The sequence below is a fragment of the Geodermatophilus sp. DSM 45219 genome, from assembly GCF_900104025.1.
In the GTDB taxonomy this organism is placed as follows: Bacteria; Actinomycetota; Actinomycetes; order Mycobacteriales; family Geodermatophilaceae; genus Geodermatophilus.
On the sequence record NZ_FNIQ01000005.1, the window covers coordinates 148605 to 163004 of the forward strand.

Genomic DNA, 14400 nt, shown 5'->3' on the forward strand with positions numbered 1-14400 from the left:
GGCCCCGCTGCAGGGGCCCACCGCCGGCCCCGTCCCGAGGCTCGCGCCGAGCTTGCGAGGCGTGAGGAGGACGGGGTCCTTCCATGGTGGGGGACAGCGGGGTCCTCGCTTCAGCGGACGGCGGCGCTGGCCCGCGCCGCGCGCCGCGTCGCGTACTCGGCCCGTCGGGCCCAGCGGCGGGCGGCACGCAGCCGGCGGGCGCGCGCGGCGGCGTCGGCCTCGGCGCGCAGGCCGCGCAACCGGTCGACCGCCAGGTCGTACTCGTAGCTGTACACGTCAGGTCCTCACGTCGTCGTGGACGGTCCGCCGTCGGCGGGCCGGGACTGCGTGCCGGTCGCTCACGCGACCGCCACCTTGCGGGGACGTCCCCGCGGGCGCTTGCGCGGGATGACCGCACCCCGCTCGAAGATCTCCCCGCCCCAGACACCCCACGGCTCGCCGCGGTCCAGCGCACCGGCCAGACAGGCGTCGCGGACCGGGCACTCCGCGCAGCGGAGCTTGGCCTCCTCCAGCCCGGCCGGGGTCTCGGCGAACCACAGGTCGGGGTCGGCCCGGCACGGCAACGGGCGCCGTACCGGTGCCGGCGCGGGCACCGGCCGTCGGGGAAGGGGGCCGCCGATCCGGGGGAGCCCCGGCCGGCGGTGGGACGTCAGACGGTCGGCCGTCGACTGCACTGCCGCTCCTCCTCGTACTCGTCGTCTACGACCGGCGGGGAGACCCGCCGACCGGGAGTCGGTGCGGGTGCCGCGGCGGAGATGACAGAGGCCGCGGAACCCGGTTCGGGTTCCGCGGCCTCGAGGAGGTCCTGTCGAGCGCTAGCTCGCGGGTCTCCTCGGGGAGTGGATCCCGAGGGTGGTGCCGTTGTGCTCGGTGGTGGTGCGCGTGCCGACCTGCTGCGCGTGGTCATCGGTGGCGCCGAGGGCGTCGATCGGCGGCGTCACGCCGACGTCGGTGCCGAGGACCCGGGTGCCGAAGACACCGCTGCCGAAGACGGCCGGAGCGGGGACACGGGTGCCGGCGACCCGGACGGCGACGGTCGCCGGGACGGCGCGCAGGCGCGCGGTCAGGGGCGACTCGACGGCGCAGTCGGCCGCGCGCACGGCGACGCCCACCGGGCCACGGATCCCGGCGGGGGCGGAGGTCCACATCGTGCTGATCACGTCGCCCACCTCCTCCGGGGGTCCGATCGCGGCCGTGCGGCCGGTCTCTGGGTCTGGTGCGCCCGGGGTCCCCCAGGCGCGATCAGGACAGTAGGAGACCGCCGCGGAGACGGTCAACGCAATTAGCGGGCCGGGGGACGGGCGGCTGCACCCACCCGGCCGCCGTCACCGAGCGCAAGGGATCAGGAGCCGAGGGTGGCGAGGACGTCCTCGCCGTAGAGCTCGAGCTTGCGGGCACCGATGCCGGGCAGAGCAGAGAGCTCGCGCAGCGACGCCGGACGCGTCTCGGCGATGGCCTGCAGCGTCGCGTCGGTGAAGACCACGTAGGCGGGTACCGAGGCGGACGCGGCCGCCTCGCTGCGCCAGGCACGCAGCCGCTCGAACAGCTCCCCCGCCTCGCCCTCGAGGACGACCTTGGCGCGCTTCTGCTTCCGCTGCGGCGGTGCGGCAGTCGGTGTGGACCCGGGGACCAGCCCGTCGAGGAAGCGGCTCCGCGGCCGGGACCGGCGTCCGCCGGGGTTGCGGGCCAGCGACCAGGACAGCGTCAGCTGCTCGCGGGCCCGGGTGACGGCGACGTAGAGCAGCCGCCGCTCCTCCTCGACCGCGTCGGGCCGGCTCAGCGACTGGGAGATCGGCAGCACTCCGTCGACCAGGCCGACGACGAAGACGGCGTCCCACTCCAGGCCCTTGGCCGCGTGCATCGAGGCCAGCGTGACCCCCTGGACGGTCGGCGCGTGCTGGGCGTCGGCGCGGGCGGCCAGGTGCGCCACGAAGCCGGCGAGGTCCATCGTCGGGTCCTCGGCGACCAGGTCGACGGCGAGGTCGACGAGCGCGGCCAGGGACTGCCAGCGGTCGCGGGCGGCTCCCCCGGGCGGCGGACGGTGCTCGACCCAGCCGGTGGAGGCGAGCACGTCGCGCACGGTGGGCACCAGCGCGCCCGGATCGCTGCCCCCGGCCGCGGCGCCGCGCAGCAGCAGCACGGCCTCGCGCACCTCCGGCCGTTCGAAGAACCGCTCGCCGCCGCGCAGCACGTACGGCACGCCCACGGCGCTGAGCGCGTTCTCGTAGACCTCGGACTGGGCGTTGATCCGGAACAGGACGGCGATCTCCGCCGCCGGTGTGCCGGCCTCGACGAGCGCGCGGCAGGCGTTGGCGACCGCGGCGGCCTCGGTCGGCTCGTCGGGGTGCTCGAAGAAGCGTGGTGGGGGACCCTCGGCGCGCTGACCCAGCAGCCGGAGCCCCGGCAGGCCCTTGCGCGGTGGGGCCTGCCCGATCAGCTTGTTGGCCAGCCCGACGACCTGCGGCGTGGAGCGGTAGTCGCGCTCCAGCTTGACCACCTCGGCGTCGGGGTAGCGGTCGGCGAAGCCGAGCAGGTAGTCGGGGTCGGCGCCGGTGAAGGAGTAGATCGTCTGGTTCGGGTCGCCGACGACGCAGACGTCGGCGCGGCCCCCGAGCCAGGCGTCCAGCAGCCGCTGCTGGAGCGGGTTGACGTCCTGGTACTCGTCGACCACGAAGTGCCGGTACTGCCCGCGCACCTGGCGGGCGACGTCCGGGTGCTCCTCGAGGGCGAAGGCGGTGACCAGCAGCAGGTCCTCGAAGTCCAGCGCGCCGTCCCGCTGCTTGGCCGACTCGTAGCCGGCGTACACCCGCGCGACCGCCGCGGGCTCGAACGGCGGCTCGCGGCCGGCGGCCTGCGACCGGGCCGGGTAGTCGTCGGGGGTGGCCAGCGTGGTCTTGGCCCACTCGATCTCGCTGGCGAGGTCGCGCAGGCTGGTGCGGTCGGTGGACAGCCGGGCCCGGGACGCCGCGGCGGCCACCAGCCGCAGCTTGTTCTCGACCAGCTGCGGCATCGGGCCGCCCAGCACCCGGGGAGCGAAGTAGCGCAGCTGGCGCATGGCGGCGGCGTGGAAGGTGCGGGCCTGGACACCGCCGACGCCGAGGCCGGCCAGGCGGGAGCGCAGCTCCCCCGCCGCACGGGCGGTGAACGTGACGGCGAGGACCTGCTCGGGCACGAACGCCCCGGTGTGCACGCCGTAGGCGATCCGGTGGGTGATCGTGCGCGTCTTCCCGGTGCCCGCACCGGCGAGGATGCAGACCGGCCCGGACACCGCCGAGGCGGCCGCGCGCTGCTCGTCGTCCAGCTGCGCGAGCACCGCCTCGGCGCCCTGCACCCGGACGTCACCGGGCGCACCGGCGATCTGCGACATCGGCCTCCCCGTCTCCCGTCGATGGCCCGGCACCATCCTCCCAGCCGCCACCGACAGCCGGGGGAAGCATCCCCGGGGGCGCGGCGTTGTCGCCCGGGAACGGTCCGGGACCCGTGCCCGGACGGACCCGACCGGGAGGAACGCCTCGATGACCGCCGCACCCGCCGCCGTGACCATGTACACCACCGTCTGGTGCGGGTACTGCCTACGGCTGAAGAAGCTGATGCAGCGGGAGGGGATCGACTACGCCGAGGTCGACATCGAGCAAGACCCGGCCGCTGCCGAGCTGGTGATGCAGGCCAACGGGGGCAACCGGACGGTGCCGACGCTGCTCTTCCGCGACGGCAGCGCGCTGACCAACCCGAGCATCGACCAGGTGAAGGCACAGCTCGCGCAGTCGGCCGGGGCCTGACGGCGGGTGATGCCCCCGCTGCCCAGCGCGAGGGGGCATAGTCGTGCCGGACGGGTCGTTACCGTAGCCCTCCCCGTCCCCGGCTGCCCGCCGGGCCCAGCCCTCGCGGAGGTCGCCCAGTGAGTGAGCGCACCACCCCAGCGGAGTGTCCGACAGCGGCCACCGGCGGCGCGGCGTGAGTCAGGGCCTGGAGCACGCGGCGGCGACGGAGAGGGCGGCGGACCAGCCCACCGTGGTGGTCGCCCGCACCGGCCGGGGCTGGTCGGTGTTCGCTCCCGGGCGGGCCGAGGACGTCGACGACCTCGTGGAGGGCATGACCCTCGCCGACCTGGTCAGCGAGGAGCTGGGCGCGCTCACCGAGCCCGACCGCGGAGCCCGCCGCGCGGCGCGCGGGCCGGCCGGCGGGGCCGACCCGGACGTCGACCCGCGGGACGCCCGGCTGGCCGCGCTGGAGCGCACCGTCACCCAGCTCGAGCACGCCCTGGCCGCCCGCGTCTCCACCGAGCGGGCCATCGGCGTGCTCGCCGAGCGCCACGGCACCACGCCCCAGGCGGCCTTCGACCAGCTGCGTCGCGAGGCCCGCTCCCAGGGACGGCCGGTGCCCGAGCTGGCCCGCGAGGTGCTCGACGGCCTGGCCGCCCAGGCCGCTGCGACGGAGCCCGACGTCGCCCCCGCGTCGGCCCCGCCGCCGCGCACGTCGGCCGGCCGCGCTCCCCGCACGCGCACCCGGGCCGGGCGCGGACCCGCCGAGGGCCGGTCCTGACCCGACCGGAGCCGCTGTCACCCGGCGCGCTGGCCGACCGGCTGGCGGACCTGCTCGCCGGCACCGGACCCGACGACGGGGCCACGGCCCTGCGCGTGGCGGTGGACGGTCCCGACGTCGCCCGCCCCGACCAGCTCGCGGCCGCGGTCGCCGAGCGGCTGCCGCCGCTGGGCCGCGCCGCCGCCGTCGTCCCGGCCGGTGGGTTCTGGCGCCCGGCGTCCCTGCGGCTGGAGCACGGTCGCACCGACCCCGACGCCCGCTACACCGACTGGCTGGACGCCGGCGCGCTGTCCCGGGAGGTGCTCGACCCGCTCGGGCCGGGTGGCTCCGGGGAGTACCTGCCGGTGCTGTGGGACGTCGCCCGAGACCGGGCCGCCCGCGCGGTGCCACAGCCGATGCCGCCCCGGGGGGTGCTGCTCGTGCCGGGCGCGCTGCTGCAGGGACTGGGGCTGGCCTTCGACGTCGTCGTCCACGTGCGGGTCTCCCCCGCGGCCCGGCGACGGCGCACCCCGGACGACCGGGCGTGGGAACTGCCGGCCTTCGACCGCTACGACGACGAGGTCGACCCGGTGTCGCTGGCCGACGCCGTGGTGCTGGCCGACTCCCCGGACCACCCGGCGCTGGTGCTCCAGGGTCGATTCGGGTGACCGGAAGTCCCCCAGGCCGGTCGGTTCAGCTGAGCTGGTCCTCCAACCACCGGTCGATGATGTGCCGGGCGATCGAGACCGCCGGCGGCAGCGCCCGCGGGCCGGCGCCGGAGCGCAGCTCCTCGCGGGTGAACCAGCGGGCCTCCTCGATCTCGGTGGGGTCCAGCCGCAGCGTCGGGTCGCCCTCCACGCGGGCGGTGTAGCCGAGCATCAGCGACTGCGGGAACGGCCACGGCTGGCTGCCCACGTACCGGATGTCGGTGACCCGCACGCCCACCTCCTCGGCCACCTCCCGGGCGACCGCGGCCTCGGCGGACTCCCCCGGTTCGACGAAGCCGGCGAGGATCGAGAAGCGTCCCGGGGGCCACACCGCCTGGCGGCCCAGCACGCAGCGGTCGCCGCCGTCGTGGACGAGCATGATCACCGCCGGGTCGGTGCGGGGGAACAGCTCCGCGCCGGTCTCCGGGTCGCGCTGCACCCAGCCGGCCCGCTCGATCGTCGTCCGCGCGCCGGACAGCGGGCTGAAGCGGTTGCGCTCGTGCCACTCGACCATGGCGACGGCCTCGGCCAGCAGCCCCGCGTCGAGGTCGCCGAGGTCCGCGCCGACGTCGCGCAGCCCGGCCCAGGTGTCGACCGGGCGGCCGCCGATGGCCAGCCGCCGGTCGCCGCGGACGGCGGCATAGGGCACCCCGTCGGCCTCCCCGAGGTAGACCGCGCCCTCCGGCAGCCCGTCCCGCTCCTCCCACACCAGCCGCGGCCCGCCCTCGGCCTCCTCGACCGGGACGGTGCGCCGCTCGTCGACGGTCAGCACCCGCACGGGGCGGCCACCGGTCGGGTCGGGCAGCAGGCGGGCCAGGTGGCTGCGGTCGTGCGCGGACCGGGACAGCACCGGCACCGCGCCGTCCGGCGAGGGGCTGCTCTCCGGCCACCTGACGCCGTCGCCGGACGGCGGCGGGTTGTCCGCGGGGGTGCTGCCGCCGGCCGGGACGCTCATGCCCGGTCCGCGGCGGGGACGACGTCCACGGGACCGAACGTGCGCAGTGGGTCGGCCACCTGGCCGGCGTCGCCGACGACGACGGCGGTCAGCCCGGCCGGCTGCAGGACACGGCGGGCCGCCTCCAGGACCTCCTCGGCGGTGACCCGGGCCAGCGCCTGCTGGTGCTCGGCCAGCCACTGCGGCGGCAGGCCGGACCCGGCGAGCGCCGACAGCGTGCTGGCCAGCCCCGCGTGGGTGGCGGTGGACAGCGCCATGCTGCCGAGCACGTAGCGGCGCGCGGCGTCGAGCTCGTCGGCGCTGACCGGCGCGAGCGCCATGCGGCCCAGCTCGTACCAGGTCTCGAGGAACGCCGGGCCGGTGACCTCGGTCGCGACGTCGGCCTCGACGAGGAACGAGGAGGCGGCGGCGAGGTGGTCGACCGCGCTGCGCGGGCTGTAGCTGTAGCCGCGCCGCTCGCGGATGTTCTCCACCAGCCGGGAGGAGAAGTAGCCGCCGTAGACCATGTTCGCCAGCCGGACGGCGGGCAGGTCGGGGTCGGTGCGGCCGGGGGCCGGCCCGCCCAGCCGCACGTTGGACTGCACGGCGCCCGGCCGGTCGACCACCTGCAGCGGCCCCGGGACCGGTTGCGGCACCGGCGGGGCGGCGACCGCCGTCCCCTCGCCGGTCCACCCGGCCAGTGCGGCGGCGACGGTGTCGACCGCGGCGGCCGGGTCGAGGTCGCCGACGAGCACCAGGGTGCTGCCGGCCGGCAGCACCCTGTCACCGTGCAGCTTGCGCAGCGCCTGGCTGCGCACGGCGTCCACCAGCTCGGCGGCCGGCAGCTGCTCGGCGTAGGGGTGCGCGCCGTAGCGGCGGGCGGCCAGTGCGGTGCGGGCGATGATCCCGGGCTGGGAGCGGGCGATGGAGATCCGCTCGGCGACCCGGGCACGCTCGGCGGCCACCAGGTCGGCCGGGTAGGTGGCGTCGGTGAGCAGCTCGGCCAGCACGCCGAGCACCGGGGCGAGCCCCTCGGTGAGCAACGTGGTGGAGAACAGCAGTCGGTCGGGGTCGGTGGACACCGACAGCTCCCCGCCGTGGGCCTGCAGCGCCTCGGCGATGCCGGTCGCGTCGCGCCGGCCCGTGCCCAGCAGGACGGCGCCGGAGAGCACCGCGGCGCGCGCGGTGTGCTGGGCGGCGGTGCGGGCGGTCGCCGCGGCGAACGGCACCCGCAGCCGCAGCTCGACCAGCGGGACACCGGGCCGGGGGACGACGACCAGGCGGAGCCCGTTGGGCAGCGTCTGCTCGGTGACCGCCAGCTCGGGCTGGGGCCGGGGCTCCCCCAGCGGCGGGACGAGGACCGGGGCACTCATCGCTGGCCTCCCGTGGCGCGCAGCTCGAGGACGGCGACCATGCCGGGGTCCAGGCCCCGGGCGGCGGTCTGCACCTGCTCGGGGGTGACCGCGGCGAGCCGGGCGGCGAGCTCGCCGGCCAGCTCGGCGCGGCCGTGGACCAGCTCGGCGGTGGCGAAGGCCAGCGTGCGGCCGAGCACGGAGTCGGCCTGGCGCAGCAGCTGGGCCTCGGTGCGGGCCTGGACGCGGGCGAGCTCGTCGGCGCCGACGCCGTCCTGGGCGATCCGGCCGACCTCCTCGTGGACCGCGGCGACCACCTTCTCGACGGGGACGCTCCCCGGGTGGTGCACCTGGGTGGTGAGCAGCGTGGCGTCCCGGACGTCGAAGGGGTCGCCGAACAGGCCGACGTAGCTGCTCTGGGCGACGGCGAGCTGGTCGTCGTGCACCAGCCGGCGCTCCAGGCGGGAGGCGTCGCCCTCGCTGAGCAGCTCGGCCAGCAGCACCGTGCCGAGGTAGGTGTCCAGGTCACCGACCGGGTCGGGGACGCGCCAGCCGAGGGCGACCGCCGGCGCCGGGGCCAGCCGGTCCTCGACCACGCCGGACCGCACGCCGGTGGGCGAGGGCTCACCGGTGGGCGGCGTCGGCGGGACGTCGCGGGCGGCGATGGGGCCGAACCAGCGGCGCACCAGCTCCTCGGTCCCGGTGACGTCGAGGTCCCCGCCGAGGCACAGGACGGCGTTGCCCGGCGCGTAGTAGCGGTGGAAGAAGTCCGCGGCGTCCTCGACGGTCGAGGACTCCAGGTCGACGAAGGACCCGTAGCCGTCGTGGGTGTTGGCGAAGCTCTCGAAGGCGATCTGCGGCAGCTGCAGCCAGGGGAAGGCCCCGTACGGGCGGTTGAGCACGTTGACCCGGATCTCCTCCTTGACCACGTCGATCTGGTTGCGGAGGTTCTCCTCGGTGATGGCCGGCGCCGCCATGCGGTCGGCCTCGAGGAACAGCGCGCGCTCGAGGGCCTCGGCGGGCAGCGCCTCGTAGTAGTTCGTGTAGTCCTGGTGGGTCGAGCCGTTGAAGGTACCGCCCGCGGCCTGGACCAGGCGGGCGTGCTCCATCTTCGGGACGTTGGCCGAGCCCTGGAACATCAGGTGCTCGAAGAGGTGGGCGAACCCGGTGCGGCCCTGGGGCTCGTTGCGCATCCCGACGTCGTAGGAGACGGTCACCGCGACGACGGGGACGCTGCGGTCCGGCGCCAGGACGACGCGCAGCCCGTTCTCGAGTCGGAAGCGCTCCACCGGGTGCCGGAGAGTCAGGTCGGCACCGGCTGCAGTCACGTGCCCGACCCTAACCGCGCCTCGTCGGCCCTGCCCCGGGCGGCCGGGGCCTGCCATCGGCGTCACCCGCGGGCCGCTCTCCCACTCCCGCGCCGTTGCACCCGCTCCCGCGCCGTTGCACCAGCGCGCAGGCGAGCACGACCGCGCGAGAGTCACCGCAGGACGGCCGCGGTGGGGTGTCCCCGGGAGCGGGGGGCCGGAGGCTCCTCCGAGCAGGGACGGGGGTCCGGAGCTCCACGGCGACCGGGGACGGCACGTGGCGGCGGTGTCGGCCGGTGGGCCGACGGTGTCAGAGCACCTCGACGGCCTCGACCACGCGGTCGATGACGCCGTAGAGCTCGGCGTGGGTGTTGGGGACCGACAGGTACAGCAGCGCGGGGGCCGGGCGCCCGACGTCGACGAGCAGCAGGGCGGCCCGCTCCCCCGTCGCGTCGTAGCCCGGGACGTCCCAGGCGAGGTCGAACTCGAGCAGGTGCGCCGGAGCGCCGTCCACGGTGCGGGGCTCGTCGCGCAGCACCTCCTGCTCGTGCGGTGCGGGGTAGTAGTTGATCCGCACGCTGTCGGCGACCTGGGCCAGGGTGGGCTGCAGGCCGGCCGCACCGGGGTACCCGAACAGCGGCGACAGCGGCCCGGAGGTGCACTGGGCGATGAACGGCCCGTCGCCCGGCGTCTCCGGCTGGGTGACCAGGTACTGCCCGGCCACCGAGGTGGTCTCGACGACCTGCTGCAGGTCGTACTCCAGCCAGCCCTCGCCGAGGTAGGGGTAGGCGATGCCGGCGGCCGGGTCGACGATCCGCACGGTGCCCGGCGGGAAGGGCGACCCGCTCGGGGCGGGCGGGACGGCGACCGGCCGGTCGTCGCCGCCCCCGCTGGGCCGGCCGACGAGGAGGCCGACCAGGACGACCAGGACCACGCCGAGGACCGACAGCCCGACCACCCACGCGGTCCGCCGCGGCGGCTCCGGATCGGCGGCCCGGACCGGCGCCTGCACCGTCGCGGTGCGCTGGGCCGCCGGGGCCCGCACGGCCACGCCGGGTCCGGCCGGGGTGGTGACGTCGGACCAGCCGCGGCCGTCCCACCAGCGCACCGTGTCCGGGGTGCCGTCGGGGTCGGGGTACCAGCCTGCCGGCGCGCTCGACTGCCCGTTCACGGCGTCACCCTAGGACCGCCGGTCGGCGGACCGGTCCCACCACGAGACGAGCTCGGGCAGCGCGTCCTCCCCGCCGCCGCGCACCTCCGCGACGGCGAGGGTGCCCAGGTCGTCCCAGGTCCAGCGCAGCTGCGCGTCGCCCTGGGCGTCGATCGAGCAGGCCAGCCGGCCGACCGGGTCGTCGTCGGAGCCGGTGAGCTGCACCCAGCCCTCCGGGTCCTCGCCGTACCCGCACTCGTACTCCGAGTCGTTGCGCGACAGGCCCTCGGTCTCGACGAAGCGAGCGAGGGTGGTGGCGGCACCGTCCCCGGCGTACAGGGAGTAGGTGGCGGCCGGGGCGCCGCCGTCGTCCCGGTCGCCCGCCGGGCACTCCAGCCGGCGCAGCTCGGCGCCGGTGGCCACGGTGGCCGTGCAGTCGGCCGGGTCGACCTCGTCGGGCAGGCCCACGACGAGCAGCCGTTCGGCCACCCCCGAGGTGTCGACGGCCTCGTCCTCGGCACCCCGGCTCGTGACCACCAGGGCGACGGCGAGCACCACCGCCACCAGGGCCGCGGCCGCGGCGACCAGCCAGGGCAGCCACCCGCGCCGGCGGGGCGCCGGAGCGGGCGCCCCGGCCGCCGTCGAGCCGGCCGCCGCCGGGCCGACGAGGGTGGGCGGGGACGGGGCGGGGACGGGCACCGGCTCCTGCCGGGTCACCGAGCGGCCGGCGTCCCCCGCGACCGGCCCGACGGCGGTGACGGCGTCTCCGGGCGGCACCGGCACCCCGCTGCCGGCCAGCGCCGACCGGGCCGCGGCGGCCAGGTCGCCGGCGCGCTGCCAGCGCCGTCCGGGGTCCTTGGCCAGGCCGTGCAGGACGGCCTCGTCCAGGGCCGGCGGCAGGCCGGGGCGCAGGGACGACGGCGCGGGCGGCGGCTCGTGCAGGTGGGCGGCCATCAGGCCCGCCGGGTCGGCGGCGACGAACGGCCGGCGGCCGGTGAGCAGCTCGAAGAGCAGGCAGGCCAGCGAGTAGACGTCGGCGCGGCCGTCCGGCGGGGTGGGGCCGAAGCGCTCGGGGGCCATGTACTCGGTGCTGCCGACCGCGGTGCCGACGGCGGTCAGCGCGGGACCCGGGCCGTCGTCGGCACCGCGGGCGATGCCGAAGTCGGCCAGGTAGGCGAAGTCCTCCCCCGCCGCCGAGGTGGCCAGGTCGCGGCCGTCGGGGCGGGCGACGAGCAGCACGTTGGAGGGCTTGACGTCCCGGTGCACCAGGCCGCCGGCGTGCGCGGCGTCGAGCGCCCGGGCGACCTGGCCGACCAGGTCGACGGCGCGGGCGGGGTCCATCGGGCCGGTGCGGCGCAGCAGCGAGTCGAGGTCCTCGCCGTGCACCAGGCGCATGTCGAGGAACAGCTGGCCGTCGACCTCCCCGTAGCGGTGGATCGGGATGACGTGCGGCTCGGTCAGGCGGGCGGCGATGCGGGCCTCGCGGCGGAAGCGGTCGCGGTAGACCTCGTCCTGCGCCCACTGCGGGTGCAGCACCTTGAGGGCGACGTCCCGCTCGTGCTCGGCGTCGTGCGCCCGCAGCACCGACCCCATGCCGCCGCGGCCGAGGACCCCGAGGACCCGGTAGGGGCCGAAGTGCGCGGCACCGGGCTGGTCGGCGCTCACCGGGGACGCAGCGGGACGGTCGCCAGCTCGCGCCACAGGTGGGCCGCCGCCTCCGCGCCGCGGTGCAGCATCGACAGCAGCACCCGCTCGTTCGGCGAGTGGATGCGGTCGGTGGGCAGGCCGGCGCCGAGGAACAGCAGCGGCGCGCCGAGGACCTCCACCAGGTCCGCCTCCGGGCCGCTGCCGCCCTCGCGGGTGAACAGCACGTCGGCGGGGTCGCGGTCGAATGCCTGACCGATCGCGGTGAGCAGCGCGGTCATCGCCGGGGAGTCCAGGTCGCTCGCGCACGGCGAGACGCCGCCGGCCGGGACGTGCACGTCGGCCTGGATGCCCTGCGGGAGGTTCGCCGCCACCCAGCCGCGGACCTGCTCGGCGAGGTCGGCCGGGCGCTGGTCGGCGACCAGCCGGAAGGTGATCTTGGCGTGCGCCTCGGCCGGGATGATCGTCTTGTGGCCCGGGCCGGTGTAGCCGCCCCACAGGCCGTTCACCTCGGCGGTGGGTCGCGCCCCGATCCGCTCCAGGGTGGTGTAGCCCTGCTCGCCGGTGGCGAGGCGGGAGGCCGCCGGCCCGGTCAGCCAGGCCTGCTCGTCGAACGGCACGCGGGCCATGAGCTCGCGCTCCCGGTCGGTCAGCGGCCGCACCTTCTCGTAGAAGCCGGGCAGGGTGACCCGCCCCTGGGCGTCGTGCAGGCTCGCCAGCAGGGTCGCCATCGCGTGCAGCGGGTTCGGGACGCCGCCGCCGAAGGACCCGGAGTGCAGGTCGACGGCGGGTCCGCGCAGGGTGATCTCGGCGTCGGCGAGCCCGCGCATCGCGACCACGGCGCTGGGGACGTCGGGGGCGGCCATCCCGGTGTCGCTGACCACGACGACGTCGCAGCGCAGCCGGTCGGCGCGCTCCCGCAGCAGCGCGGGGAAGTGCGGCGAGCCGGACTCCTCCTCGCCCTCGACCAACACCTTGACGGTCACCGCGGGGGTGTCGCGGCCGGTGGCGGCCAGGTGCGCGCGCATGCCGAGCAGGTGCATGGCGACGTTGCCCTTGTCGTCGATCGCGCCGCGGGCGTGCAGCTCCGGGCCGTCGGGGCCCTCGACCCGGGTGGGCTCGAACGGCGGGTGCTCCCACAGCTCCAGCGGGTCGACCGGCTGGACGTCGTGGTGGCCGTAGACGAGGGCGACCGGCGCACCGTCGTCCGCCGAGGGCCACTCGGCGTAGACGGCGGGCGCACCGGCGGTCTCCCACACCTCCACGACGGGGAACCCGGTGCGGCGCAGCGCGGTGGCCAGCCACTCGGCGCTGGCGGCGACGTCGCGCGCGTGCGCCGGGTCGGCGGAGATCGACGGGATCCGCAACCACGCGTCGAGGTCGCCGTGCAGGTCGTCGAGGTGCGCGGTGACGAAGTCGCGTTCCGGGCTGCTCACGACTCCCGACGGTAGCCCGGCCCGGGGGGCCGCGACCGGGACGCGTGCGGAGACCCGGGCCACTAGCGTCGGGCGCATGTCCGGAGAGCTGATGCAGGTGGACGTCGGCGACCTCGCCTTCGACGTCCGGGTCGACGGTCCGGACGAGGGCCGGCCGGTGGTGCTGCTGCACGGCTTCCCGGAGACGTCCGCGTCGTGGGCGGCGGTGACCCCGCAGCTGGCCGAGGCGGGGCTGCGCACCTACGCCGTAGACCAGCTCGGCTACTCCCCCGGCGCCCGGCCGGCCGAGGTGGAGGCCTACGCGCTGGCCAACCTGGCGCAGGTCACCGCGGACCTGATGACCGCGATGGACGTGCCGCGCGCCGACGTCGTCGGCCACGACTGGGGCGCCAACGTGGCCTGGGCGCTGGCCGCGTGGCACGAGGACCGGGTGCGCTCGCTGACCGCGGTCTCGGTGCCGCACCCGACGGCGTTCACCATGGCCTTCCGCTCCGACCCCGAGCAGAAGGAGCGGTCGGCCTACATCCGGCTGTTCTGGCAGCAGGGCAAGGCCGAGGAGGTACTGCTCGCCGACGACGCCCGGCGGCTGCGGCGGATGTTCGGCGACGCGGTCCCCGCCGAGGCCGTCGACGAGTACGTCGCCGTGCTGTCGGCGCCGGGCGCGCTGACCGCGGCGCTCAACTGGTACCGGGCGATGAGCTCGGGCACCCCGGTCGACCCGGTCGCGGTGCCGACGACGTACGTGTGGAGCGACGACGACGTCGCGATCGGCCGGCGGGCCGCCGAGGGCTGCGCGGATCAGGTGACCGGCGACTACCGGTTCGTCGAGCTGGCCGGGATCTCGCACTGGATCCCCGAGCAGGCACCGGAGCAGCTGGCCATCGCGATCCTGGACCGCATCGCCTCCAGCTGACCGTGGACACGATCGTCTTCCACGTCCACCCGGACGAGGAGCTGCCAGGAGCTCGGCGGGTCGTCCCCGTGGTGGACGGCGTGCCGCTGACCGCGTCGGTCACCGACTTCGAGGTCGAGCACGGCTGCGACGACCCGGCAGGCGGCTACGACGGGATCGCCGTCGATGCGGCGCGCGCCGCCGAGCACGCCCGCGACCTCACCACCACCTCCTGGTGGCGTCGCTCGCGACGCGTCGACCTGCTCGGCTGCGAGTGCGGCGGCACGGCGTGCTGGCCGCTCGAGGCCAGGGTGCACGTCGGCGAGCACGCCGTGACGTGGGACCGCTTCCGGCAGCCGCACCGGCCGTCGCGCGACTACTCCGGGTTCGGCCCGTTCGCGTTCGACGCGGCCTCCTACCGCGAAGCGGTCCGGGCGCTCGAGGGTTGACGGGCGGG

General features: G+C 76.6%; 15 protein-coding genes. 5 read left to right on the plus strand and 10 right to left on the minus strand.

The window, feature by feature from the left end; translation table 11 throughout:
* Positions 1-110 precede the first annotated feature (110 nt).
* The 4 genes from BLR12_RS24635 to BLR12_RS16420 form a co-directional block, all read right to left on the minus strand.
* Positions 111-275, minus strand: coding sequence for a hypothetical protein (locus tag BLR12_RS24635; RefSeq protein WP_176832554.1), 165 nt, complete (start codon positions 273-275; stop codon positions 111-113).
* A 63-nt stretch (positions 276-338) separates the two neighbouring features.
* Entirely contained in the window at positions 339-593 is a 255-nt protein-coding gene (locus tag BLR12_RS16410) for a WhiB family transcriptional regulator (protein WP_091381211.1), read from the minus strand.
* A gap of 222 nt (positions 594-815) precedes the next feature.
* On the minus strand, positions 816-1160 hold the full coding sequence (locus BLR12_RS16415; RefSeq protein WP_143018795.1) for a hypothetical protein: 345 nt from the start codon (positions 1158-1160) through the stop codon (positions 816-818).
* Positions 1161-1342: 182 nt separating this feature from the next.
* Positions 1343-3367 carry an ATP-dependent helicase gene (locus tag BLR12_RS16420; RefSeq protein WP_091380447.1) on the minus strand — a complete coding sequence of 675 codons (2025 nt, stop codon included), beginning with the start codon at positions 3365-3367 and terminating at the stop codon, positions 1343-1345.
* A gap of 148 nt (positions 3368-3515) precedes the next feature.
* Here BLR12_RS16420 and BLR12_RS16425 point away from each other — a divergent pair, with 148 nt between their 5' ends.
* The 3 genes from BLR12_RS16425 to BLR12_RS16435 all read left to right on the plus strand — a co-directional run bounded on the left by BLR12_RS16425 (position 3516) and on the right by BLR12_RS16435 (position 5189).
* Entirely contained in the window at positions 3516-3779 is a 264-nt protein-coding gene (locus BLR12_RS16425; protein ID WP_091380449.1) for a mycoredoxin, read from the plus strand.
* A 175-nt stretch (positions 3780-3954) separates the two neighbouring features.
* Positions 3955-4542: an ANTAR domain-containing protein gene (locus tag BLR12_RS16430; protein ID WP_091381212.1), complete on the plus strand. Its 588-nt coding sequence runs from the start codon at positions 3955-3957 to the stop codon at positions 4540-4542.
* A 95-nt stretch (positions 4543-4637) separates the two neighbouring features.
* The gene (locus BLR12_RS16435) at positions 4638-5189 is read left to right on the plus strand and encodes a nucleoside/nucleotide kinase family protein (RefSeq protein WP_255363558.1); all 552 of its coding nucleotides are present in this window, start codon (positions 4638-4640) and stop codon (positions 5187-5189) included.
* A gap of 25 nt (positions 5190-5214) precedes the next feature.
* On the opposite strand, the gene nudC is transcribed toward BLR12_RS16435, so the two are convergent.
* The 6 genes from nudC to BLR12_RS16465 all read right to left on the minus strand — a co-directional run bounded on the left by nudC (position 5215) and on the right by BLR12_RS16465 (position 13051).
* Positions 5215-6183 carry an NAD(+) diphosphatase gene (nudC, locus tag BLR12_RS16440; protein ID WP_091380451.1) on the minus strand — a complete coding sequence of 323 codons (969 nt, stop codon included), beginning with the start codon at positions 6181-6183 and terminating at the stop codon, positions 5215-5217.
* Complete coding sequence (locus BLR12_RS16445) at positions 6180-7535, minus strand: M16 family metallopeptidase (RefSeq protein ID WP_091380452.1); 1356 nt, start codon at positions 7533-7535, stop codon at positions 6180-6182. Before BLR12_RS16445 ends, nudC begins: the two co-directional genes overlap by 4 nt.
* A complete protein-coding gene (locus tag BLR12_RS16450) occupies positions 7532-8842 on the minus strand; it encodes a M16 family metallopeptidase (RefSeq protein WP_091380455.1) in 1311 nt (436 codons plus the stop codon). The genes BLR12_RS16445 and BLR12_RS16450 overlap by 4 nt, the downstream gene beginning before the upstream one ends.
* Positions 8843-9131: 289 nt before the next feature.
* Positions 9132-9992, minus strand: a complete 861-nt coding sequence (locus tag BLR12_RS16455) for a DUF2510 domain-containing protein (protein ID WP_091380458.1) — start codon at positions 9990-9992, stop codon at positions 9132-9134.
* 9 nt (positions 9993-10001) lie between these two features.
* Positions 10002-11636: a serine/threonine-protein kinase gene (locus BLR12_RS25565; protein ID WP_218120706.1), complete on the minus strand. Its 1635-nt coding sequence runs from the start codon at positions 11634-11636 to the stop codon at positions 10002-10004.
* Complete coding sequence (locus BLR12_RS16465) at positions 11633-13051, minus strand: dipeptidase (RefSeq protein WP_091380461.1); 1419 nt, start codon at positions 13049-13051, stop codon at positions 11633-11635. The genes BLR12_RS25565 and BLR12_RS16465 overlap by 4 nt, the downstream gene beginning before the upstream one ends.
* 76 nt (positions 13052-13127) lie before the next feature.
* Here BLR12_RS16465 and BLR12_RS16470 point away from each other — a divergent pair, with 76 nt between their 5' ends.
* Both BLR12_RS16470 and BLR12_RS16475 read left to right on the plus strand, forming a co-directional pair.
* Positions 13128-13964 carry an alpha/beta fold hydrolase gene (locus BLR12_RS16470; protein WP_218120707.1) on the plus strand — a complete coding sequence of 279 codons (837 nt, stop codon included), beginning with the start codon at positions 13128-13130 and terminating at the stop codon, positions 13962-13964.
* Between the two features lie 2 nt (positions 13965-13966).
* Complete coding sequence (locus tag BLR12_RS16475; RefSeq protein WP_091380464.1) at positions 13967-14392, plus strand: hypothetical protein; 426 nt, start codon at positions 13967-13969, stop codon at positions 14390-14392.
* Positions 14393-14400 lie beyond the last annotated feature (8 nt).

Excerpts from the sequence above, each read along its gene's own strand:
- BLR12_RS16420 (WP_091380447.1), bottom strand. The coding sequence starts at position 3,367 with ATGTCGCAGATCGCCGGTGCGCCCGGTGACGTCCGGGTGCAGGGCGCC.
- BLR12_RS16425 (WP_091380449.1), top strand. The coding sequence starts at position 3,516 with ATGACCGCCGCACCCGCCGCCGTGACCATGTACACCACCGTCTGGTGC.
- nudC (WP_091380451.1), bottom strand. The coding sequence starts at position 6,183 with ATGAGCGTCCCGGCCGGCGGCAGCACCCCCGCGGACAACCCGCCGCCG.
- BLR12_RS16445 (WP_091380452.1), bottom strand. The coding sequence starts at position 7,535 with ATGAGTGCCCCGGTCCTCGTCCCGCCGCTGGGGGAGCCCCGGCCCCAG.
- BLR12_RS16470 (WP_218120707.1), top strand. The coding sequence starts at position 13,128 with ATGTCCGGAGAGCTGATGCAGGTGGACGTCGGCGACCTCGCCTTCGAC.